General features: G+C 67.4%; 22 protein-coding genes. 6 read left to right on the plus strand and 16 right to left on the minus strand.

Annotation, left to right across the window (positions count from 1 at the left end):
• Window positions 1-61: 61 nt before the first annotated feature.
• Entirely contained in the window at window positions 62-322 is a 261-nt protein-coding gene (locus tag ACQUS8_RS10250; protein ID WP_435100531.1) for a glutathione S-transferase N-terminal domain-containing protein, read from the minus strand.
• Window positions 323-441: 119 nt separating this feature from the next.
• On the opposite strand from ACQUS8_RS10250, the gene ACQUS8_RS10255 reads away from it, so the two are divergent.
• Entirely contained in the window at window positions 442-1,491 is a 1,050-nt protein-coding gene (locus ACQUS8_RS10255; RefSeq protein ID WP_435100534.1) for an aldo/keto reductase, read from the plus strand.
• A gap of 266 nt (window positions 1,492-1,757) precedes the next feature.
• On the opposite strand, the gene ACQUS8_RS10260 is transcribed toward ACQUS8_RS10255, so the two are convergent.
• From ACQUS8_RS10260 to ACQUS8_RS10275, 4 genes are all read right to left on the minus strand, one after another.
• On the minus strand, window positions 1,758-3,230 hold the full coding sequence (locus ACQUS8_RS10260) for a heme-binding protein (RefSeq protein ID WP_435100537.1): 1,473 nt from the start codon (window positions 3,228-3,230) through the stop codon (window positions 1,758-1,760).
• A 51-nt stretch (window positions 3,231-3,281) separates the two neighbouring features.
• A complete protein-coding gene (locus tag ACQUS8_RS10265; protein WP_435100540.1) occupies window positions 3,282-5,066 on the minus strand; it encodes a site-2 protease family protein in 1,785 nt (594 codons plus the stop codon).
• A 100-nt stretch (window positions 5,067-5,166) separates the two neighbouring features.
• Complete coding sequence (locus ACQUS8_RS10270; RefSeq protein ID WP_435100543.1) at window positions 5,167-5,781, minus strand: DUF502 domain-containing protein; 615 nt, start codon at window positions 5,779-5,781, stop codon at window positions 5,167-5,169.
• 33 nt (window positions 5,782-5,814) lie between these two features.
• Window positions 5,815-6,651 carry a proline dehydrogenase family protein gene (locus tag ACQUS8_RS10275; protein WP_435100546.1) on the minus strand — a complete coding sequence of 279 codons (837 nt, stop codon included), beginning with the start codon at window positions 6,649-6,651 and terminating at the stop codon, window positions 5,815-5,817.
• An 84-nt stretch (window positions 6,652-6,735) separates the two neighbouring features.
• Between ACQUS8_RS10275 and ACQUS8_RS10280 the strand changes: the two genes are divergently transcribed.
• The 5 genes from ACQUS8_RS10280 to ACQUS8_RS10300 all read left to right on the plus strand — a co-directional run bounded on the left by ACQUS8_RS10280 (window position 6,736) and on the right by ACQUS8_RS10300 (window position 11,182).
• Entirely contained in the window at window positions 6,736-7,284 is a 549-nt protein-coding gene (locus ACQUS8_RS10280; RefSeq protein ID WP_435100549.1) for a CDP-2,3-bis-(O-geranylgeranyl)-sn-glycerol synthase, read from the plus strand.
• A gap of 72 nt (window positions 7,285-7,356) precedes the next feature.
• Window positions 7,357-8,229, plus strand: coding sequence for a polysaccharide deacetylase family protein (locus ACQUS8_RS10285; RefSeq protein ID WP_435100552.1), 873 nt, complete (start codon window positions 7,357-7,359; stop codon window positions 8,227-8,229).
• Between the two features lie 63 nt (window positions 8,230-8,292).
• The gene (gene pyrE / locus ACQUS8_RS10290) at window positions 8,293-8,820 is read left to right on the plus strand and encodes an orotate phosphoribosyltransferase (RefSeq protein WP_435100555.1); all 528 of its coding nucleotides are present in this window, start codon (window positions 8,293-8,295) and stop codon (window positions 8,818-8,820) included.
• Window positions 8,821-8,901: 81 nt separating this feature from the next.
• The gene (locus ACQUS8_RS10295) at window positions 8,902-9,615 is read left to right on the plus strand and encodes a phosphoribosyltransferase family protein (RefSeq protein ID WP_435100558.1); all 714 of its coding nucleotides are present in this window, start codon (window positions 8,902-8,904) and stop codon (window positions 9,613-9,615) included.
• 133 nt (window positions 9,616-9,748) lie between these two features.
• On the plus strand, window positions 9,749-11,182 hold the full coding sequence (locus tag ACQUS8_RS10300; protein WP_435100561.1) for an NCS2 family permease: 1,434 nt from the start codon (window positions 9,749-9,751) through the stop codon (window positions 11,180-11,182).
• Window positions 11,183-11,246: 64 nt separating this feature from the next.
• Here the strand turns inward: ACQUS8_RS10300 and ACQUS8_RS10305 are convergent, their stop codons facing one another.
• The 11 genes from ACQUS8_RS10305 to ahaH form a co-directional block, all read right to left on the minus strand.
• Window positions 11,247-11,645 (minus strand): hypothetical protein, encoded by a 399-nt coding sequence (locus ACQUS8_RS10305; RefSeq protein WP_435100564.1) that lies wholly within the window; start codon window positions 11,643-11,645, stop codon window positions 11,247-11,249.
• 64 nt (window positions 11,646-11,709) lie between these two features.
• Complete coding sequence (locus tag ACQUS8_RS10310) at window positions 11,710-12,105, minus strand: DUF6276 family protein (protein WP_435100567.1); 396 nt, start codon at window positions 12,103-12,105, stop codon at window positions 11,710-11,712.
• A 69-nt stretch (window positions 12,106-12,174) separates the two neighbouring features.
• Window positions 12,175-12,864, minus strand: a complete 690-nt coding sequence (locus ACQUS8_RS10315; protein ID WP_435100570.1) for a V-type ATP synthase subunit D — start codon at window positions 12,862-12,864, stop codon at window positions 12,175-12,177.
• Window positions 12,865-12,870: 6 nt separating this feature from the next.
• Window positions 12,871-14,310 carry a V-type ATP synthase subunit B gene (locus ACQUS8_RS10320; protein ID WP_435100573.1) on the minus strand — a complete coding sequence of 480 codons (1,440 nt, stop codon included), beginning with the start codon at window positions 14,308-14,310 and terminating at the stop codon, window positions 12,871-12,873.
• Entirely contained in the window at window positions 14,310-16,061 is a 1,752-nt protein-coding gene (locus ACQUS8_RS10325; protein ID WP_435100576.1) for an ATP synthase subunit A, read from the minus strand. The genes ACQUS8_RS10320 and ACQUS8_RS10325 overlap by 1 nt, the downstream gene beginning before the upstream one ends.
• The gene (locus tag ACQUS8_RS10330) at window positions 16,058-16,399 is read right to left on the minus strand and encodes a V-type ATP synthase subunit F (RefSeq protein ID WP_435100579.1); all 342 of its coding nucleotides are present in this window, start codon (window positions 16,397-16,399) and stop codon (window positions 16,058-16,060) included. Before ACQUS8_RS10330 ends, ACQUS8_RS10325 begins: the two co-directional genes overlap by 4 nt.
• Window positions 16,396-17,454, minus strand: coding sequence for a V-type ATP synthase subunit C (locus tag ACQUS8_RS10335; protein WP_435100581.1), 1,059 nt, complete (start codon window positions 17,452-17,454; stop codon window positions 16,396-16,398). Before ACQUS8_RS10335 ends, ACQUS8_RS10330 begins: the two co-directional genes overlap by 4 nt.
• The gene (locus ACQUS8_RS10340) at window positions 17,451-18,035 is read right to left on the minus strand and encodes a V-type ATP synthase subunit E (RefSeq protein ID WP_435100584.1); all 585 of its coding nucleotides are present in this window, start codon (window positions 18,033-18,035) and stop codon (window positions 17,451-17,453) included. The genes ACQUS8_RS10335 and ACQUS8_RS10340 overlap by 4 nt, the downstream gene beginning before the upstream one ends.
• Window positions 18,036-18,042: 7 nt before the next feature.
• A complete protein-coding gene (locus ACQUS8_RS10345; RefSeq protein WP_435101036.1) occupies window positions 18,043-18,282 on the minus strand; it encodes a F0F1 ATP synthase subunit C in 240 nt (79 codons plus the stop codon).
• A gap of 33 nt (window positions 18,283-18,315) precedes the next feature.
• A complete protein-coding gene (locus ACQUS8_RS10350) occupies window positions 18,316-20,427 on the minus strand; it encodes a V-type ATP synthase subunit I (RefSeq protein WP_435100587.1) in 2,112 nt (703 codons plus the stop codon).
• Window positions 20,414-20,746, minus strand: a complete 333-nt coding sequence (ahaH, locus tag ACQUS8_RS10355; protein WP_435100590.1) for an ATP synthase archaeal subunit H — start codon at window positions 20,744-20,746, stop codon at window positions 20,414-20,416. Before ahaH ends, ACQUS8_RS10350 begins: the two co-directional genes overlap by 14 nt.
• Window positions 20,747-20,779 lie beyond the last annotated feature (33 nt).

Below are 20,779 nucleotides of genomic sequence, written 5' to 3' on the forward strand. Positions count from 1 at the left end.
CTCTGCGAACGATAGTGAGAAGCGACGGCTCTCCGTGGAGCCGTTCGCGCGTCGCCGAACGTTACGCGTAGTGTTCTTCGAGGTACTCGACGATGTCGTCACTCTCGTACATGGTGACTTCCCGGTCGGTGTCGACGAGGAAGGGAATCTGGTCCTCGCCGCCGGCGGTGAGTTCCTGGTAGGTGACCTCGTTGCGGACGTCGCCACCCATCCCGCCGGGCTGACGGGGGTTGTGCGCGACGTAGGAGACGCCGAGGTCGCTGAGTTTCTGCCGGACCTTCTCGCAGTGCGGGCAGCCTTCGGCCTGGTAGAGTTCGAGCACGGGTGTGTGAACGGAGACCACGGGCAAAAGTGTGGTGTCGAGCCGGGGGCGACGACGGCGTCGCGGCGCGTGACGGCGGAACCGTACCCGCTAAGTGTCGCTCGCCCCAACGGTCACGTATGCGTTATCGCGAACTCGGGGAGTCTGGCGTCGAGGTTAGCGAAGTCGGGTTCGGCGCGTGGACCGTCGGCACCGACTGGTGGGGGGACCGCGACGAGGACGACGCCATCGAGATGATGGAGTACGCGCTCGAGCAGGGCATCACGTACTTCGACACGGGCGACGTCTACGGCCACGGCCGCTCGGAGGAGCTCGTCGGCGAGGTGCTCGCGGAGCACGACGACATCGTCGTCGCGACGAAGGTCGGCTACGACTTCTACAACAACCCGCAGGCGGGCCACGGCGAACTCCCGAAGGAGATGGACGCGGACTACCTCCGTGACGCCGTCGAGAGGAGCCTGGACCGGCTCGACACGGACTACGTGGACTACCTCCAGCTCCACAACGCGAACGTCGAGGAGATCACGCCGGACGTCCTCGAACTGCTGGACGAACTCCGCGAGGAGGGCGCAGTCGGCGCTATCGGCCTCGCGCTCGGCCCGTCCATCGGCTGGCTCGCGGAGGGCGAGTTCGCCATCGACCAGGAGTTCGACGGCGTCCAGTACGTCGGGAACCTCCTCGAGCAGGACGTCCACCGGCACTTCGTGGAGTACGTCCGCGAGCAGGGCGCCGACACGAGTCTCATCCCGCGCGTCCCGCACTCCTCGGGCCTGCTGAACGAGCAGGTGACTTCGGACACCGAGCTGGAGTCGGGCGACCACCGGGGCTTCCGGCCGGACGAGTGGTACGAGACGGGCTGGGAGAAGATCGAGACGCTGCGCTTCCTCGAGCGCGACGGCGAGCGCACGCTGGGGCAGGCTGCCATCCAGTGGCTCCTCGCCAGCGAGGAGGTCGCATCGGTCACGCCGACGTTCCGCTCGAAGGCGGACATCGACGAGTGGAGCGCGGCCCCCGAGACGCCGCGCCTCTCCGAGGAGGAGCAGGAGCGCGTCGCGGAGCTCTACGCGGAGAACTTCGGCGTCGAGCGCTTCGACGGGATGGCCCACGAGGACTACCGGACGAGCGTCGACGGCGAGGACCTGCGCGAGGCCGGCCTGCTCGCTGACTGAGCGCGGCCGCCTTTTTCCGTCGCGGAGTGCGGAGTGAAAGTGGTCGTCGGTCGGGCCGACCCCACGCAGTATTGCGGTTTCCACGCGAAGCCAGGGGGTCGTCCTGTTTCGTAGCTTTTTACTGAGGGACGGAGAGGAATCGCGTGACCGCGTGGCGACGCACACCCGACACAGTAGCGTGCTAGTCAGTAGCACCCAGGGGGAGTCGACGGGAGCGGCGTCGCTCGACGGCGTGAAAGAACGACGACCGGGAGGCCGTCCGGGGGTTACGCGAGGAAGACGTGGCGCGGGCGGTCCGCGAGGACATCGCGACCCCACTTGACGGTGTCGCGGAAGGCGTCGCTGCGGAAGAACGCCATCGCGTCCTCCTTGGACGCCCAGCGCGAGTCGATGAAGAAGGCGTTCTCGTCGTCCGTCTCCGCGAGGAGGCGGGTCTCGCGGTGGCCCTCCTGGTCGGCGAGCGCGTCGCCGACGACGTCGAACTTCTCGACGAAGTCCTCGCGGTGCTCGGGCTTGACGGTGTAGAACATCCCCATCGTCCCCCAGCCGTCCTCGGCCTCACCGACGCGATTCGTGACGCCGGGGAGGTCGGTGAGGAAGCCGGCGGCCGTGTCCGCGGCGCTCTGGGTCTCCCAGAGGGAGACGACGGCGGCCGGACCCTCGCCGTCGACGGGTGCGTAGACGTCCGTCCCCTCGTGGGTGTCGTAGTGGTCGAAGCTCTCGGCGAGGTCATCGACTTCCGCCTCGAGCTCATCGACGTCCGCCTCGGAGTAGAGGCCGACGGCGTAGACGTCCTCGCCGTGTGGCTGGCCGGCGTAGACGTCGAGGTCCGCGAGCTCCTCGCGGAGCGACGCCTCGCTCTCCTCGCCCTCGGACTCGGCGTCGCCGCCGTGATGGTGGCCGTGACCGCCCTCGCCGTGGCCGTGTCCGGACTCGCCGTGATGGCCGCCCTCGCCCTCGGGCGTCGGCACCGTCTCGCCGGCCATGAACGCCGGGAGGTCGGCGGGCGGGAAGCGCCGGCCGACGTAGAAGTCGCCGAACTCGCCGTACTTCGAGGACGCCGGGTCGAAACGCATCTCGTAGACGATGTCCTTGATGTCCGTCGGGTCGTCGCCGAAGAGCGTCACGCCCCACTCCCAGTCGTCGAGGCCGACGCTGGAGGCGATGACCTGCGTGATTTTGCCGGCGTACTCGCGGCCGACATCGCCGTGGCCCGCCATCAGATCGGCGCGCTCCTCGAAGGAGAGGTCGTACCAGTTGTACTCGGGGTCCCGGCGCTTGCTCATCGGGTAGAAGGAGACGTAGGTGTCCTCGGGAATCTCGGGCGTGAGCTTCCCCTCGATGTAGCGACGGAGGCCCTCGTCAACGCTCTCCGGGTCCTCGAAGTACTCGTCGCTGACGTAGCCCGAGACCTCGGTGACGGAGACGTAGGAGTAGGTCCGCTCGGTGTACTCGGCGAACGCCGTCCCCTCGAAGGCGCGTTCGATGCGGTCCAACTCGTCAAGCGACGGGCGGAAGTGGACGAACAGCAGGTCGGCGTCGTGGCCGAGCACGCTGAACGTCGCCGAATCGCCCTCCTCGCTCCCGGTGAGCGCCTCGCGGTCGGCGAGGAACGACTCGGCCTCATCGAGGGCGCGCCGCCGCTCGCGCTCGGGGGCGTCGCGCCACGCGTCCCAGTCGATGGTTCGGAAGTCATGCAGGGCGTACCAGCCCTCCGCCGTCTCGGGGGCCTCAACCATACATGACGGTTGGCACGGTCCCTTCAAGGGTTTTTCCAGTCGCGCCCGCGCCTACCCGAGCAGTCGGGGGCCGAAGACGAGCAACACGAGGCTGACCCCCATGATGAGGCCGACACCCGTGGTGATGGCTCGGACCGCCGCGCGCTTCTCCGAGATCGGGAGTCGGGAGACGACGGCCTCCGCGCTCGTGCGCAGGAGGTGGCCGCCGTCCAGCGGGAACGCCGGGATGCAGTTGAAGAAGGCGAGGTTGAGGTTGATCCACCCGGTCCAGAAGAGGGCGTTCGCGAGCAGGAACGCCCCGCCGCCGAGGCCGCCGAGCGCGCCCTCGACGGTGAAGAAGTTGAGGTTCCAGCCGTAGAAGCCCGCGAAGTTGTAGGTGAGCGACGGGTCGACGAGGCTGATGAACGGCAGGAAGAGGGTGGCCGCGACGGCACGGACGAAGCCGGCGACGCCGTCACCGCCCGTCTCACCGCTCATGTAGGAGAGGTAGGTTCCCGCCTGATAGAGGTGGACGCCGAAGTCCGTGAAGGAGACTCCAGACGTGCCGTACGTCCCGAGGACGCCGAGGAAGCCCACTTCGGAGTTCGGACTGTCGCCGAGCGTCACCGTGTAGTTCTCGAACGACCCGTTGGCGTAGGCGGTCACGCCGACGGTGTCGCCGGGTTTCGTGTCCGCGAGCGCCGCGCTCACGTCGTCGTAGTCGACGACGCGCTGGCCGTCGAGGCGCGTGATGACGAGCGGCTCACCCGTCGGGAGGCCCGCTTTTGCCGCCGGACCGTCCTGCTGGACGACCGCGAGCGCGCCGAGCGGCCCCGTCACCGTCCGCGTCTCACCGGACGAGCGATTCAGCAGCGTGAGCGACGCCAGCGAGTGGTTCGACGCGACGTCCTCGAAGCCGGCGCGCGTGTAGACCGGCGTGCCGTTCACCGCCGTCACCGTCGTGTTGATGGAGACGGACGAGAACGGCCCGGCCGTCGGCGCCGCCTGCACGAGCAGCGAGCGGTTCACCGTCGCCGTCTCGCCGGACGCGAGGCGCACCGAGACCGCACGGTCCTCGAAGGCCGCCAGCGTCGCCTCGAAGTCCGAGTTGTTCGCGACGGTCTGGTTCTCGACGGCGACGACGCGGTCGCCCTGCCCGATGCCCGCCTGCGAGGCCGGCGAGGAGGGGAGCGCGCCGCCGACGGCCGCGCCCGGCGCGACCGAAATGGCGCCCGCGACGGGGCCGAACAGACAGAGGAAGACGAGCGCGGTCAGGACGAAGTTGTTCGTCACGCCCGCGGCGAACATCCGGGCCTTCCCGCCCCGGGCGGCCTGCTTCTGGCTCTCCTCGTCCGGTTCGACGAACGCCCCCATCGGGATGAGGGTGAGGAGGACGACGCCCATCGAGGAGATATCGATGTCCTCGACGCGGCACATGATGCCGTGCCCGCCCTCGTGGACCACCATCCCGATGAGGAGGCCGAGGACGATTTCGGGCGCGACGTCCAGCGGCAGGAACTCGTTCACGCCCGGAATCACGAGGACGTTGCGTGGCTGTGAGACCGGCGACGTCGCCGCCGGCGGGTTCTGGACGATGCTCGCGGCGCTCGCGACGAGGAACGCGAACATTCCGAGCCCGACCATCAGCGCCGCGCCGAGCCCGAGGTTCCCCCACGCCCGCCACGCGCGCTTCGGACTCGCCAGCCAGTTCAGTAGCTCGCGGCCACGTTTCGTGTGCACAGTCACCATCGGGCCCATCGTGCCGACGTACTCGGGGAGCATCCCGTTCCGGTCGAGCGTCGACACGAGCGCCCACACCAGCAGTACGGCCGCGAGGACCCACAGCCAAGCGTCCATCGAGTCGTTGGTTCAGGCCCCCGACCGATAAAGCCCTACGACCTCTCGTCGCGGCGAGCGCCGCCGTGGAATGGCGTCCCGCCGGCGCACACTGCGGCCGTCAGTCCCCGCTCGCCGTCTCGTCCTCGTCGTCGCCGTCGAGGTACTTCTGGACGTCCTCCTGCTCGGAGCTCCCGAAGCCCGCGGAGAGCACGCGCGTCAGCGCGTCCTCGGACGTCTCGCCCGTCTCGATGATGTCCTCGGACTCGACCTCGACGACGAACCCGGAGGTGATGTTCGGCGACGTCGGAATGAAGAGCAACTCGCGGCCGTCCGGCGCGCGCTGACCCGTGCGGAACGCCGTCATCCGCATGCCGTCCCACGTCTCGACCTTCACGGGCTTCTGGAACTCCTCGGTGCCGTTCAGCGCCGTCTCCACCGCCATCTTCGAGGCGTTGTAGACGATGCGGAGGCCGGGCAGGCGGTTCATCGCGTCGTCGAGTTGGTCCTCGAGGAACGTCCCGAGCGCCGTCCGCATCAGGTAGCCCACCGCGAAAATCACGAGGACCAGCACGACGAGCGCCAGCACGACCGCGAGATACGGGTTGTCGAGTTGGGTCGCGACGAGCGCGAGGGCGGCAATCTTCGAGAACACCCAGTAGAGGAGGTAGAGCGTGACGAATATCGGAACGAGGACGACGAGGCCGCTCGCCGCGTCCCGCTTCCACGTACTCATTGTCGTACTGGTTAGCGGGCGTGCAGATAAGGGTTAGCGTCCGAGGACGGCCCGGAGCGCGAAGAGGAGGTTCTCCTTGCGCTCCATCGCGCGCCGGTAGAAGTAAGAGAACCACTTCCCGCCGTAGGGGACGTACTGGTAGACCTCGTACTCCTCGGCGAGGTCGAACTGCGCGTCCTCGCGCACCCCCATCAGCATCTGGAACTCGAAGGAGGTGCTGTATTCCTCGTGGAGGTCGATGGCGTGGTCGATCATCTCCGGGTCGTGGCTCCCGACGGCGACGCCGTCCTCGAACTCGCGGAACATGTACTCGAGGTACTCCCGGTAGCGCTCGTTCACCTCGGCCTTGTCCCGATAAGCCACGGACGCCGGTTCGTCGTAGGCGCCCTTCACGAGTCGGACCTTCCCGGGGATGCCCGCGAGGCGGGTCAGGTCCTCGCCGGTGCGCTTCAGGTTCGCCTGCACGCAGACGCCGACGCCGCCGTCGTACTCGGTCGCGTAGCGCTCGTAGGCATCAAGCGTCGCGTCCGTCGTCGTGTGGTCCTCCATGTCGACCCAGACGAAGACGCCTTCCTCCTGGGCGGCCTCGACAATGCGGCCGAGGTTCTCCTCGAAGACGTCGTCGCCGACGCCGAGGCCAATCTGGGAGGGTTTCACCGAGAGGCAGGCGTCGACGCTCGCGTCCTCGATGTCGCCGACGAGCCGCCGGTACGTCTCCGCGTCCGCGTCCGCCGGCGCGCGCTCCTCGTAGTGCTCGCCGAGCAAGTTCAGGATGCCCGTGACGTTCCGGTCGTTCAGCGTCTCGATGTGTTCGAGCGCCTCTGCCGGCGTCTCACCGGCGACGAAGCGCGACGCGATGGGCGGAATCATGTGTCGGGATTCCGCCGGGAGCGCCTTAACTGTCCCCGCCGGCGATACCCAGTCGTTAAGCGCCCGGCGAAAGTCCCGACAGGCATGAACGCAGTCACGGCGGTCCTCATCGCGTTCTGGACGATGCTCCCCGCGTACGTCCCGAACAACGCCGCCGTCCTCGCCGGCGGCGGCCGCCCCATCGACGGCGGACGGACGTGGCGGGACGGCAAACGACTCCTCGGCGACGGGAAGACGTGGCGCGGCACCCTCGTCGGCACCCTCGCCGGCGCCGCGCTCGCGCTCGTCCTCAACGCCACCGCGCCTGCCGTCTCGGGCGCGCTCGGCGTCTCGCTCCCCCGCTTCCCGCCCGCCGTCATGCTCGCGCTGCCCTTCGGCGCGATGCTCGGCGACATCCTCGCCTCCTTCATCAAACGCCGCAGCGGTCGCGAGCGCGGCGCCGCCTTCCCTCTCCTCGACCAACTCGACTTCGTCGTCGTCGCCCTCGCGCTCGCCGCCGTCGCCGCGCCCGGCTGGTTCCGCGACACCTTCACCCTCCCCGTCGTCCTCGTCGTGCTCGTCCTCACGCCCGTGCTCCACGTCCTCACCAACGGCGTCGCCTACCTCCTCGGGCTGAAGGACGAACCCTGGTAGCGCGCTCGCCACGGCGCCTCCTCGATGACCGGTATCCGACCGTTTTAGGCACTGTGCGCGACAGCAGCCCCCATGAGCGACGGACGACTCGTGCTGGTGTTCGACGACGGCCACGTGGCCGACGACGCGAAAGTGTGGCCGGTGCTCGAACGCGCCGGCGTCCCCGCCTGCTTCGCCGTGGTCTCCTCGTGGGTCGGCGGCCCCGACACCCACGACGCCGCGCGCCTCCACGAGCTCGAAGCTGCGGGCTGTGAGATCGTCTCGCACGGGCGACGGCACCGCTATCCGGGCACCCACCGCCTCGAGTGCGACGCCGACGCGGCGGACGACCGGGTCGTCGTCGACGAGCACGTCTACCCGGGCGAGGACCACGGCGTCGTCCCCGGCGACGAGTACGAAGTCGTGGACGGCGACCGGCGCGCAATCGGTCGAGTCTGCGAGACGCGGCCGAGCGAGGACGGCCCCACCGTCGTCTTCGAGACGCCGCTCGGGGCCTCGTTCGACGCCGGGGAGAGCGTCCTCCGGCCGACCGACGCGACACTCCACGACGAAATCGTCGGCTCTGCCGAGGACTTTCAGGAGATGGGCCTCGACGTCCAGTCGTTCGTCCTGCCGTACGACGCCGCGGACGTCCGCACGTGGGAACTCGTCTCCAACCACTACGACGTGCTGGGGAACGCGAGCGTCCGCTCGCTCCCGAACCCGCCCGGCCGCCCGCTCTCCGAGCTACGCCGCTCCTACCTCGAAACCAGCCACCTCACCGACCTCGAAGTGGAGGCGTACCTCGACGCGCTCGCGGACCGTGGCGGCGTCGGCGTCCTCGCCGGCCACAGCGCGTGGGACACCGTCACCGCCGAGCGCGTCGAGCGCGTCGTCGCGGGCGCGGCCGAGCGCGACATCGAGGTGACGACGTTCCGCGACATCCGCGCGGCGCGGGACGCGTAGGCGGCCCGGCGCGGCCGCGAACAATCGGGTCGTTTATCGGCGTCCCAACCCCTCGTTCGTCCAATGACGGACGACGAACTCATCACGGCCCTACAGGACGCGGACGCGGTGCAGTACGGCGAGTTCGAGTTGTCGCACGGCGGCACCTCGGACTACTACGTCGACAAGTACCTCTTCGAGACGGACCCGCGCTGTCTGCGCCTCATCGCCGAGGCGTTCGCCGAGCGCGTCGATGCCGACACGAAACTCGGCGGTGTCGCCCTCGGCGGCGTCCCGCTCGCGGCGGCGACGGCCATCACCGCGGACGTCCCCTACGTCATCGCGCGCAAGAAGGCCAAGGAGTACGGCACCGCCAACCGCATCGAGGGACGCCTCGAGGACGGCGAGGAGGTCGTCATCGTCGAGGACATCGCGACCACCGGCCAGTCCGCCGTGGACGCCGTCGAGGCGCTGCGCGACGCCGGCGCGGAGGTCAACCGCGCGCTCCTCGTCGTCGACCGCGAGGAGGGCGGCGAGGAACTCCTCGCCGAGCACGGCGTCGAGATGGAGGCGCTCGTCACCGCCTCCGAACTGCTCGACGCGGACGAATAACAGCACGATTACGCAAGACTGCGATTTTTCTTCCGGAAAGTAATCCGAGCTATTCAAGGTTTTGCAAACGTGACTAGCGGTATGAACCGCGCAGAGAAGGCCGCCCTCCAGCTGCAGGCCGTCTCCGTCCTGCGGACGCTGAAGGAGACACGAACCTACGACGAACTCGCCGAGGAGACCGGTCTGCCGGCGGGCGACCTGAACCGCTACGTGAACGGCCACGTCCTCCCGAGCGCCGAGCGCGCCCGCGAAGTCGTCTCCGAGGTCGGCGAGCGCGTCCTCCGTGCGGAACTCGAGGACCGCGTCCGCCTCGACGAGGAGGGGTACGTCGACAACTCCGGCGTCGTCTTTGACCAGGCGTTCCTCGACCTCGTCGCGCCCGTCGCCGCCGAGTCCTTCGACTTCGGCCGCCCGGACGTCGTCCTCACCGCCGCCACCGACGGCATCACGCTCGCCGCCGCGCTCGCCTCCTACTACGACGCGCGCTGTGCGTACGCGAAGAAATCCAAGGAGACGGCGGTCGACGAGTTCATCGAGGCCCGCCAGCGCCTCGAGTCCGGCATCGAACTCACCTACTACCTCCCCGCGTCCGCCGTCGACGCCGGCGAGACCGTCCTCGTCGTCGACGACCTCATCCGCTCCGGCGAGACCCAGGAACTCCTCCTCGACATCGTCGACACTGCCGACGCGGACGTCGGCGGCGTCTTCGCGCTCATCGCCGCCGGTGACGAGGGTATCGAACGCGCCACCGAGCGCACCGGCGCCCCCACCGGCGCGCTCGCCCGCCTCGACTGAGCCCGCGACCCCCCGCTCGTTTTCGACACGCTCGTGTGTCGTCAGACTCGGTAGTCGTCAGAGATACCCACATTTGTGCAACAGAGTTGGTAAGCGTTAAGTCGACAGCAGGAGCTATGCACGGGCATACGTTATGGGGCTCACCGATACACTCGCGGACTACTTCGGCTTCCGGGAGCACGACACCGACCTCCGGACCGAAGTCGTCGCCGGCATCACGACGTTCCTCGCGATGTCGTACATCGTCGTCGTCAACCCGACCATCCTCGCCGCGGACGGCAAGACGCCGGGCATCGACCTCGCGGGCTACAGCGACGCCCAGACCATCCAGATGATCGCCGTCGTCACGCTCGTCGCCTCCGCCGTCGCGATGCTCGTGATGGCGTTCTACGCGAACCGGCCGTTCGGCCTCGCGCCCGGCCTCGGCCTCAACGCCTTCTTCGCCTTCACCGTCGTCGGCACCCTCGGCATCCCGTGGCAGACCGCGCTCGCCGCCGTCGTCGTCGAAGGTCTGCTCTTCATCGTCCTCACCGCCGTCGGCGCGCGCGAGTACGTCATCAAGCTCTTCCCCGAACCTGTCAAGTTCGCCGTCGGGACCGGTATCGGGCTCTTCCTCGCCATCATCGGGTTGCAGGCGATGGGCGTCGTCGTCGACGACCCCGCGACCCTCCTCACGCTCGGGAACCTCGCGCAGAACCCCGTCGCCGTCCTCTCCGTCCTCGGCCTCTTCTTCACGTTCGCGCTCTACGCCCGCGGCGTCAAGGGCTCCATCGTCATCGGCATCCTCGCCACTACCGCCGTCGGCGCGGTCCTCACCCTCGCCGGCGTCGTCTCCCCCGGCACCCTCATCGGGAGCTGGGTCCAGCAGGGCGGCGTCCAACCGAGCGCCTTCCCCGACGCTACCTACGACATCACGCCGCTCGTCGGCGCCTTCCTTAGCGGCTTCGAGAACGTCGAGGCGTTTGGCTTCGCGCTCATCGTCTTCACGTTCTTCTTCGTGGACTTCTTCGACACCGCCGGCACGCTCGTCGGCGTCGGCCAAGTCGGGGGCTTCCTCGACGAGAACGGCGACCTCCCCGACGCCGACAAACCCCTGATGGCTGACGCCGTCGGCACCACCGTCGGCGGGATGCTCGGCACCTCCACCGTCACCACCTACGTCGAGTCCGCAACCGGCGTCGAGGAAGGCGGCCGCACCGGCATGACCGCGCTCGTCGTCGGCGTCCTCTTCCTCCTCTCGCTCGCCTTCGTGCCGCTGGCCGCCGCCATCCCCCAGTACGCCAGCCACATCGCCCTCGTCGTCGTCGCCGTCCTCATGCTCTCCAACGTCACCGAGGTCCGCTGGGACGACGTGACGCACGCCATCCCCGCCGGCCTCACCATCCTCATCATGCCGTTCACGTACAGCATCGCCTACGGCATCGCCGCCGGCATCGTCTCCTACCCAATCGTCAAGGCCGCCACCGGCGAAGCCGAGGACGTCTCCGTCGGTCAGTGGCTCCTCGCACTTGCCTTCGTCTGCTACTTCGTCGTCCGCACCAGCGGCGTCATCCAGGGCGCCGTCTGAACGCGACGACGCGCACGCCTCGCCTCCGCCGTCACTATTTCTGCCTGTTCCCGCGCGACGACACTCACCCCGAATAGCGTTCGATGGCTCCCGCGTCGTCCAGCGTCCGCTCGATGTGGCCGACGACCCCACGAACCGCGTAGTCACCATCGCGGTGCAGTGCCAGCGCGACGCCGCGCGTCTCCTCCACCGGCACTACGACGTTCACGACGTCGTCGTAGACGCGCACCGTCGCATGCAGGCGTTCCTTCTGCGTCCCCTCGTGAACGACCTGACCGAGCCCCTCGAAGCGGATTTCCTCGACGATCTCGTCGATCTCCGCCGGGTCGTATCGCTCCGCCGCCCACTCCGAACGGAAGACGTGCCCGACGCCGTCCTCGTCGTAGTAACTCACGCCGATCAACGGCCCCTCGCCAATCTCCTCCGCGAGCGTCTCGGTGACGCGCGTCGCGAGCGATTCCATGCGACACGCTATCAGGAGCACGCGATAAGAGGTTACGGCCCGACAGCGAGGACGTCCGCGTCCGTCAGATGAACTGCTCGAGTTGGCGCGCGCGCCGGCCGACGTCGAAGTACGGATCGAGCGAGTCGTCCGATGCGACGCGCTCCAAAAACATCAGCGTGTCCGCGCCGTGCGTCTCCGCGTACGTCGCGACGGCCGCCACCTCCTCGCGGTAGAGGACGAGCGACTCCAAGAGCGCAAGCAGGCACGCGAGCGCGACGCCCGCCTCGTCGTTGCGCGGGAACGCCCCGCTCACCTGTTCGCGGAAGTCCGGATAGTCCTCGGGCGGGTCGTCCACGGGCGCGACGGCGAGACAGCGCGTGCAGAGCTCCGCGCCCGGCCGGTCGTCCGGCAGGTGCTCGCGGAGGGTCGTGGGGACGCGAAACGCCACCGTCTCGGCGCCACAGCGCTGACAGGACATGACCGGACATTCGCGCGCCGGCGCCATAGCTCCGACGACAAAGAGAGCGAAGAGAAGCGAAGCGTCGCGTCAGTCCGCCGTCTCGGTCTCGGCCTCAGATTCGGCTTCGGCTTTGGCGGCCGCCGCGCGCTCCTCTTCTTCCTTCTTGTTCTTCACCTTCTTCATGCGGAAGATCTCCTCGCGCTCCTGCTCCTCGAGCTTCTGCTCGATGTAGTCCTGCGAATCGTAGAGATCGGGGAGGACGGTGAACTCGAGTGCGTTGACGCGGCGTTTCGTGCTCTCGATTTCGTCGAGCAGCTTCTTCATCGCCGTCTCGACCTCCGCGGCGAGCACGATGGTCTCGAGGAGTTCCTCGTAGGCCTCCGCGGCCTCGTCGATGCGGGAACTCGTGCCGATGACGCCGTAGCCACGCTGGTCGAGGCTCTTCCGGACGCGCGACGCCTCGATCTGCGGGACGACGACGCCCATGATGTTGTGCGACTCCACCGTGATCTCCGGGTGTTCCTTGAGCGCCGCGGCCGCGCCGCGCACCGCGACGTCACCCTCCATGGCGCGCGCCATGTTGATGGTTCGCTGGGCGTCCTCGTAGTCCTGCTCCAGGTCCGACCGGACGTCCTGGGCCTGGTCGAGGATGTCCATGAACTCCATAATGAGGCCGTCACGCTTCTGCTCGAGCGTGTCGTGGCCCCGTTCGGAGAGGTCGATACGGTCCTCGATCTCCATCAGGTTCTTGCGCGTCGGCTTGACGTCCTCGGCCATCGTGAGTTAGACCTCCGCTTCTTCGGCGTCGCCACCCTCGGCCTCCTCGGCCTCGGGGGCGGGTTCCTCGTGATAGTACTCCTCGATGTGATCCTCGTCGATACGGGAGAGCTCCGTCTTCGGGAGGATGGAGAGGACTTCCCACGCCTGATCGAGCGTCTCCTCGATGGTGCGGTCCGTGTGGAAGCCCTGGTCGACGAACTTCTCCTCGAAGGCCTCCGCGAAGTCGAGGACCTTGTTGTCGCGCTCGTCGAGCGCTTCGCGACCGACGATGTTCACGAGGTCGCGAAGGTCCTTCCCCTCCGCGTAGGAGGCGAAGAGCTGGTCCGAGACGCCGCTGTGGTCGGCGCGCGTGACGCCCTCGCCGATGCCGTCGTCCATCAGCCGCGAGAGGGACGGCAGCACGTCGATGGGCGGCTCGACACCCTGACTGTTCAGCTCACGGCCGAGCATGATCTGCCCCTCCGTGATGTACCCGGTCAGGTCGGGGATCGGGTGCGTGTCGTCGTCGCCCGGCATCGTGAGGATCGGGATCTGCGTGACCGACCCTTCCTCGCCCTCGAGGCGCCCGGCGCGCTCGTAGAGCTGGGCGAGGTCGGTGTACATGTATCCGGGGTAGCCACGGCGCCCCGGGACCTCCTCGCGTGCCGCGCCGATCTCGCGCAGCGCCTCACAGTAGTTCGTCATGTCCGTGAGGATCGTGAGGACGTGGTAGTCCTTCTCGAACGCGAGGTACTCGGCGGTGGTCAGCGCCATCCGCGGCGTGACCGTCCGCTCGACGGCGGGGTCGTCAGCGAGGTTTAGGAAGACGACCGAACGCTCGAGCGCGCCCGTGCGCTCGAAGTCGTCCATGAACTCGTTCGCCTCCTCCTGCGTGATACCCATGCCGGCGAAGACGACGGCGAACTCCGTCTCCTCGCCCTCCTCGGCGACGTCCTCCGGGACGGTCGCCTGTCGGGCGATCTGGAGTGCGAGCTCGCTGTGCGGGAGCCCGGACGCGCTGAAAATCGGGAGTTTCTGCCCGCGAACGAGCGTGTTCATCCCGTCGATGGCGGAGATACCCGTCTGGATGAACTCCTCGGGGTACTCGCGCGCGTTCGGGTTGATGGCCGCGCCGACGATGTCGCGGCGTTCGTCCGGGACGATGTCGGGACCGCCGTCGATCGGGTTCCCGGAGCCGTCGAGGACGCGCCCGAGGAGGTCCTCGGTGACGGGGAGTTTGAGCGTCTCGCCGAGGAACCGGACGGACGCGTCCCGACCGATACCCTCGGTTCCCTCGAAGACCTGAATCGCGACGAACTCCTCGGCGGTCTCGAGGACCTGGCCGCGCTTGATCTCGCCGCTCGGGGTCTCGATCTCGACGATCTCGTCGTAGCCGATGGGTTCGTCCGTCTCGACGTACACCAGCGGGCCGCTGACTTCCGTGATTGTCTGGTACTCTTTCATTAGTACAGGGCCTGAAGCTGTTCCGTAATCTCTTCTTCGAGCTCGTCGACGTACTCCTCGTAGTCCTCCTGCGTCGCGATACGGTTGAGCCGCGGCGCGGCGTCGATGGACGTGATCTCCTCGACCGGCGCACCTGCCTCGAGGGCGGCGAACGCCTCCTCGCTGTAGGTGTGGATCGCCGTGAGGATGCGGAAGGTCTTCTCCGGCGGGGAGAAGGTGTCGACGTCGTGGAAGGCGTCCTGCTGGAGGAAGGCCTCACGCAGGTAGCGCGCGACCTCGAGCGTAAGCTGCTGGTCGTCCGGCAGCGCGTCACGCCCGACGAGCTGGACGATCTCCTGCAGTTCGTCCTCCTCGTCGAGGACGTCGACCGCCCACTGACGCTCCTCCGGCCAGTCCGGCGAGACGTTCTCTTCGAACCACGGGTCCAGCTGGTCCTTGTAGAGCGAGTATGACTCCGTCCAGTTGATCGACGGGAAGTGCCGACTCTCCGCGAGGTCCGCGTCGAGCGCCCAGAACGTCTTCACGATACGGAGCGTGTTCTGAGTGACCGGCTCGGAGAAGTCACCACCGGGCGGGCTGACCGCGCCCACGACGGAGACGGACCCCTCGGTGCCGCTCAGGGTCTCGAAGCGACCCGCGCGCTCGTAGAACTGCGCGAGGCGCGCCGCGAGGTAAGCCGGGTAGCCCTCCTCGCCGGGCATCTCCTCGAGCCGCGAGGAGATTTCGCGCATCGCCTCCGCCCACCGAGAGGTGGAGTCGGCCATCAGCGCGACGTCGTAGCCCATGTCGCGGTAGAACTCCGCGATGGTGATACCCGTATAGATACAGGACTCGCGGGCCGCGACCGGCATGTTCGACGTATTCGCGATGAGCGTCGTCCGCGCCATCAGCGGGTTGCCGGACTTCGGGTCCGTGAGGTCGGGGAAGTCCTCGATGACCTCCGTCATCTCGTTCCCGCGCTCGCCACAGCCGATGTAGACGACGATGTCCGCGTCGGACCACTTCGCGAGCTGCTGCTGGGTGACGGTCTTCCCGGAGCCGAATGGACCGGGGATGGCCGCCGTCCCACCCTTCGCGATGGGGAAGAGGCCGTCCTGCACGCGCTGCCCCGTGATGAGAGGTTCGGTCGGCGTGAACTTCTCCGTGGAGGGACGGGCCTGACGGACCGGCCACTCCTGGTGCATCGTCACTTCCTCGCCGTTGTCGAGGACGACGACGGGCTCGGTGACGACGTGCTCGCCCTCGTTGACCTCGACGACTTCGCCGCCCTCGAAGGTCGGCGGGACGAGGACCTTGTGCTCGATGCTGACCGTCTCGGGGACGGTACCGACGACATCGCCGGGTTCGACGACGTCGCCCGCCGAAACCGTCGGGGAGAAGTCCCACGATTTCTCGAGGTCGATCCCGGGGGCGTCGACCCCACGGTCGAGGAATGCACCCATCTCGTCCTCGAGGACGTCGAGTGGACGCTGGACGCCGTCGTAGATGGTGTCCAGCACGCCCGGACCGAGGTCGACGGTCAGGGGTTCGCCGGTGTTCTCGACGGGCTCACCCGGGGAGATCCCGGAGGTCTCCTCGTAGACCTGAATGGTCGTGGTGTCGCCCTCTATCTCGATGACCTCTCCCATCAGCCCTTCGTCGCCGACGTAGACGACGTCGTTCATCTGGGCTTCGAGGCCCGTGGCGGTCACGACCGGACCGCTCACGCTCGCGATTTCGCCGGAGTCTGTTACGGTGTCTGCCTGGCTCATTCGTTCTCACCTTCGTCTTCCGCCATCAGGTCGATCCCGATGGCGCGCTTGATCTGTTCGCGCATCCCGCTGCTTCCGCCGGCGCCACCACCGATGGTGACGACGGTCGGTTCGACGCTCGTCTCGACCCGCTCCCGGACCTTCCGGGAGAGGTAGTCGAGGTCGTCGGCGTGCATCACGATGATGCCAATGTCCTCGGTGGCGAAGACGTCCTCGACGGCGTCGTCGAGTTTCTCCGTCTTCTCCTCCTCGGGGACGTTCCGGAACTCGCGGACGCCCGCAAGGCGGAACCCCGTCGTGAACTCGGCGGTGCCGATGACGGCGATTTCCTGGCTCATAGGATCACCAGTTCCCGCTCGATCTCCTCCTGACTCAGCCCGACTTCCCGGCCGCGCGCGATGGCGCGGATGTTGTCGACCTCCCGTTCCTTCGCGAGGATGAACGCGAGGACGGGACAGACCGAGAGGGGGAAGACGTGCGAGAGATGGTCGGCGTAGCCGAGGAGCGCGCCGTCGAGCGCATGCTCGAAGCCGATGAGTGACTCGGTGGACTCGAGCGTCTCGAGCGCGGGGCCGAGTTCGTCGCCGTAGCGGCTGCCGCGCAGCCGAGCGACGAGTTCATCGCGGTTGTCCACGAGCGAGGAGAGCTCGTTCGCCTCGAAGAGCCGTCCGCCCTTGATGTAGTAGTCCGCGGGGTCGATGTTCCCGCCGCTGCGGGCGAGACGGAACGCATTCCGGACGTTACGGAAGTCGACTTCGGCCTGCAGGAACTTCACGAACTCCCGCGTGCCGCTCTCCGTCGCGGCGTTCAGGCCCCGAAGGAGGTTGTCGTAGAACGTCCAGTCGACGGCGTTCTCGAGGGGGACGAGTGACCCCGTCTCCTCGTAGTCGCCAAGCGCCTCCTGGAGGGGCTCGCCGAAGAGCGTGCCCTCTAGCGTCTCGACAACTTCTTCGACCGTCTTGCACTCCTGGAGGCGGGTGAGGAGCGACTCGTCGAACTCGCCGGCGTGGATGAAGTCGTCCTTGATGACGGTCGAGTCCGTCTCCGAATAGACGCCGCGGAGCGCCGTCTTCGCGTTCCACGCGTCGAACTTGCGGAGGTATCGCGAGATGAGGGCGTAGAGCGTGCCCTGCGACCACTCGAGGAGGTCCTCGAAGTGCCGGCCCAGGTTCCGGTTGAGCGCGTACTCGATGAGGTCGACGCCGGTGTAGCGCGACCCGAGCGCGTTGACCTCGGGGCCGTACTCGGTTTCCTCCATGAAGCGGGCGATCTCGCTCGGACCCATGCGGGTGAGCTTGTCGTACTCCTCTTCGCCGAAGAGGGCCGCCCAGCGCGAACGCACACGGGCGTTCACGTAGGAGTAGTTCGACGCGTCGCGACTGATGACGTTCATTGCTCGTCGAACAGTCGGTTCGAAATCTGCTTCAGTTCGTCCGCCCAGACGTCCTCGAGGACGCTGTCGAACGTGTTCTTCACTCGGACGCGCGAGCTCTCGCTCTCGACGACGACGCCGCCGAGACAGTCGTATTCGCCGGCAACGGCGACGTTCGGGCGCTCGGAGACGAGGTCCTCGATGAGGTCCGCGTCGCCGGGCGCGTGGTGAACGGCGAGCTGTTCGTCCTCCGCGAACTCCGCGAGGGAGTCGGAGAGGAGCGACTCGGTGAGCTCCCGACGCTGGTCGGCGTCGAGGTCGGCGATACGCGACTCGACACGGTCACGGACGTCGTCGAGCGCTTCGCGCCGCGCGCTCATCCGCTCGTGTTTGGCTTCGAGCTTCGCGCTAGAGAGCTCCTGCTCGCGCAGCTGGTCGATCTCCCGCTCGACCTCGGCTTCGGCCGCAGAGACGATGTCTTCGGCCTCCGATTCGGCCGCAGAGACGATATCTTCGGCCTGTTCCTCGGCGTCCTGCCGGATGGCCTCGGCCGTCTCCTCGGCCTCCTTCCTGATTTCTTCCGCGACCGTTTCGAGACTCATCGTGGATTTAAACGATGAAGATGACGACGATCGCGAGGATGACGAGCGTCTCCGGCAGGACGGTGAACAGCAGACCGATGCCGAAGAAGTCGCGGTCCTCCGCGATAGCGCCGACGGCGGCGGCACCGATGCCACCTTCCGCGATACCCGCGCCGAGCGCGGCGATACCGACGCCGAGTGCGGCACCCGCCTTTGCGGGGAACGCAACGGTCGCTTCCGCGCTCTGCTGTGCGATCAGTCCGAACATGTTGATGGCTGCGACGAGAATGTCGTACATTGGTTAATCCTGTGTGGTGTAGGTTCGCTGGTGGCCGAACGGTTCGTATTTCTCCCCACCGCCTTCATAAAACTTCCCAAAGAACTCGACGTATTCCAGACGAACGGCCTGTAGACCGGCGCTGGTGACACCGAGGGCAAGCACTAAGGCGTGACCGAGGACGAAGATGATGAGACCGCCGATGACGGCGGTGATGGGGCCGTGAACGAGCCCCCCGAACATCAACTGCGCCTCGGGGTGGTGTGACTGTACGTAGCTCCAACCGTGGCTGGTCATGAAGTGGAACTCGCCTTCGGTCTCGTACGCACCGAAGAAGAGCAGGTTGACGACGAACGCCATCCCACCCTTCGCGAGCATGACCGCGGCGAGCCGCGTGTAGGAGAGGACGTGCGTGAGCGAGTTCAGCGCGCCCTCAACGGCGCCGATGGCGCCCTCCGCGTAGATGAGGAGGGCGTAGCCGACGACGCCGATACCGAGTGCAACCCACCCGACAGTGGGCGAGAACCCGGTGAACCCGAGCGGCTGGCCGGAGAGTGCGTCGAAGAGGAGCGCGGGCTTCGCGCTCTCCATCGCGCGGCTGAAGATCCAGACCCACAGCCCGACCATGAGGATCGCCCAGGAGGCGCCCTCGGTGAGCGCGTCCCACGCCCCGTGACGGAGGCGCTTGTAAGTATCAATCCCGTAGCCGAGCGTGAGGTGGACGAGTGCGGCGAGCACGGAGACGATGAGCCAGAGCCGCGCCCACTGCGCGTTCGCGGGCATCAGGCCCTTGTGGAGCGGCGGGTGGCCGTTCCAGACGTACTCGCTGATGAGGTGGAAGCCGAACACTTCCCCGTACAGTATCCCGAAGACGATGGTCGCCACCCCGGAGATGACGGTGACACCGCCGAGGGCGGCGAGCGCGTCACTGTCCATGCGCGTGTACATCAGCCAACCGGCCGCGGTGTAGAGGACACCGTATCCGACGTCCCCGATCATGAAGCCGTAGAAGACCGGGAACGTCAGGAAGAGGATGATCGTCGGGTCGAGATCGAAGTAGTTCGGTCGGTTGATGACCCGGACGAGCATCTCGAAGGGCTCGACGACCTTCGGGTTGTCCTGCACGACGGGCGGCTGGTCGGCCGTGCCGCCGTCGGTCGCGGCTTCCTGCTCGCCGTGACCGATTTCGTGCTCCGGGGGTTCGTACTCGGCGCGCTCGAGTTCCTCGACCTCGATTCGCTCGCCGAGCGCGTCCTTGAGGGCGCTCGCGTACCCCTCGTAGTCCTTCGTCGGGATCCAGCCTTCCGCGAAGAAGGCGTGTTCGGTCGTGGCGAAGTGGAGCGGCGCTTCGGCCTTCTGGACCTCGATGCTGAGCTTCTCCTCGGCGGCGAGGAGGAAGCCGGCGTGTTCGAGACGCAGGCTCTCGAGGTCGGACTCGACGCTCTCGAGGTCGGACTCGAGTTGCTGCTTGCGGTGTTCGAGGTGTTCGAGGTACTCGTCGGGAGACCCCTTGACGTCGGGGATCGCGTAGCGCTCGATGTCGAGGCCGACGAGCGCCTCGGAGAGCGCGTCCTCGGGCGCACCCGACTCGGGGTACGCGACGGCGGCGAAGACGTCGCCCTCGCTGAAGACCTCGTAGGACTGAATCTGGCTCGCGTCGGCGAGTGCGTGGCCGACGGCGTCGGTGTCACCGCTCCCGACGACGACGTCGAGGTTCTCGTAGCCGTGGAGCAGGTCGAGGTCGATGCCGAGCTCGACGAACGGCTCGGCAGCGGCGATTTCCTCCTCGATGTCCTCGAGGTCACCCTCGATGGCGTCGCGGCGGTCGTCGAGCTCGTTGACCTGCTGTCGGACCTCCTCGAACTCCTCCTCGAGCGCCTCGTCGGTAACGATGCGGGCGGGGCCCGCGTCCTCCTCGGAGACGTCGAGGATGTTGATGAGCGAGCGGACCGTGACGAGCTTCTCGGACGCCTCGTCGGCGCCCTCGAGCGGGTTGCCCGAGGAGAAGCCCTCGACGCTCTCGTCGTAGTCGGTGAGGTGGACGACGCGCTGGTCGTGCGTGACCTCGATGACGTCCCGGATGACGTTCTTGGTGCCCGTCACGGACACCTTGCTCATCTGCTCAGGTCTGAGCATGCACCGCCTCCTCGAACTCCTCGAGGGCGTATTCGACGGCCTCGTCGGCGTTCTCTTCGGCCGTCGCACGGAGCTGTTCGCGCTCCGCGTTGCCCTCTTCGATGATGCGTTCGCTCTCGGCCTCGATCTCCTCGCGGGCCTCGGCGAGTCGCTCTTCTTTCAGCTCGGTCGCTTCTTGTTCGGCCTCTTGCCGGATTTCATCGGCCCGTTGCCGGGCCTCGGCGAGGCGCTCCTCGCGTTCTTGCTCGGCGTCGGCGACGATGTCGTCGGCGTCTTGCTCGGCCTCCTGTATTCGTTCTAGAACCTCTGGCCTCGGCATGGGCTAACGGGGAGGAATTGAACGAACGCGTAT

It is taken from the genome of Halarchaeum sp. P4, assembly GCF_051195175.1.
Lineage (GTDB): Archaea > Halobacteriota > Halobacteria > Halobacteriales > Halobacteriaceae > Halarchaeum.

What these genes read in the sequence shown, in the direction of transcription:
- ACQUS8_RS10310 (WP_435100567.1), bottom strand. Translation starts at nt 12,105, where the DNA reads ATGTCCTGTCAGCGCTGTGGCGCCGAGACGGTGGCGTTTCGCGTCCCC.
- ACQUS8_RS10300 (WP_435100561.1), top strand. Translation starts at nt 9,749, where the DNA reads ATGGGGCTCACCGATACACTCGCGGACTACTTCGGCTTCCGGGAGCAC.
- ACQUS8_RS10345 (WP_435101036.1), bottom strand. Translation starts at nt 18,282, where the DNA reads ATGTTCGGACTGATCGCACAGCAGAGCGCGGAAGCGACCGTTGCGTTC.
- ACQUS8_RS10325 (WP_435100576.1), bottom strand. Translation starts at nt 16,061, where the DNA reads ATGAGCCAGGCAGACACCGTAACAGACTCCGGCGAAATCGCGAGCGTG.
- ACQUS8_RS10320 (WP_435100573.1), bottom strand. Translation starts at nt 14,310, where the DNA reads ATGAAAGAGTACCAGACAATCACGGAAGTCAGCGGCCCGCTGGTGTAC.
- ACQUS8_RS10295 (WP_435100558.1), top strand. Translation starts at nt 8,902, where the DNA reads ATGAACCGCGCAGAGAAGGCCGCCCTCCAGCTGCAGGCCGTCTCCGTC.
- pyrE (WP_435100555.1), top strand. Translation starts at nt 8,293, where the DNA reads ATGACGGACGACGAACTCATCACGGCCCTACAGGACGCGGACGCGGTG.
- ACQUS8_RS10335 (WP_435100581.1), bottom strand. Translation starts at nt 17,454, where the DNA reads ATGAACGTCATCAGTCGCGACGCGTCGAACTACTCCTACGTGAACGCC.
- ACQUS8_RS10265 (WP_435100540.1), bottom strand. Translation starts at nt 5,066, where the DNA reads ATGGACGCTTGGCTGTGGGTCCTCGCGGCCGTACTGCTGGTGTGGGCG.
- ACQUS8_RS10350 (WP_435100587.1), bottom strand. Translation starts at nt 20,427, where the DNA reads ATGCTCAGACCTGAGCAGATGAGCAAGGTGTCCGTGACGGGCACCAAG.
- ACQUS8_RS10330 (WP_435100579.1), bottom strand. Translation starts at nt 16,399, where the DNA reads ATGAGCCAGGAAATCGCCGTCATCGGCACCGCCGAGTTCACGACGGGG.
- ACQUS8_RS10340 (WP_435100584.1), bottom strand. Translation starts at nt 18,035, where the DNA reads ATGAGTCTCGAAACGGTCGCGGAAGAAATCAGGAAGGAGGCCGAGGAG.
- ACQUS8_RS10305 (WP_435100564.1), bottom strand. Translation starts at nt 11,645, where the DNA reads ATGGAATCGCTCGCGACGCGCGTCACCGAGACGCTCGCGGAGGAGATT.
- ahaH (WP_435100590.1), bottom strand. Translation starts at nt 20,746, where the DNA reads ATGCCGAGGCCAGAGGTTCTAGAACGAATACAGGAGGCCGAGCAAGAC.
- ACQUS8_RS10270 (WP_435100543.1), bottom strand. Translation starts at nt 5,781, where the DNA reads ATGAGTACGTGGAAGCGGGACGCGGCGAGCGGCCTCGTCGTCCTCGTT.
- ACQUS8_RS10285 (WP_435100552.1), top strand. Translation starts at nt 7,357, where the DNA reads ATGAGCGACGGACGACTCGTGCTGGTGTTCGACGACGGCCACGTGGCC.
- ACQUS8_RS10315 (WP_435100570.1), bottom strand. Translation starts at nt 12,864, where the DNA reads ATGGCCGAGGACGTCAAGCCGACGCGCAAGAACCTGATGGAGATCGAG.
- ACQUS8_RS10255 (WP_435100534.1), top strand. Translation starts at nt 442, where the DNA reads ATGCGTTATCGCGAACTCGGGGAGTCTGGCGTCGAGGTTAGCGAAGTC.
- ACQUS8_RS10260 (WP_435100537.1), bottom strand. Translation starts at nt 3,230, where the DNA reads ATGGTTGAGGCCCCCGAGACGGCGGAGGGCTGGTACGCCCTGCATGAC.
- ACQUS8_RS10275 (WP_435100546.1), bottom strand. Translation starts at nt 6,651, where the DNA reads ATGATTCCGCCCATCGCGTCGCGCTTCGTCGCCGGTGAGACGCCGGCA.
- ACQUS8_RS10280 (WP_435100549.1), top strand. Translation starts at nt 6,736, where the DNA reads ATGAACGCAGTCACGGCGGTCCTCATCGCGTTCTGGACGATGCTCCCC.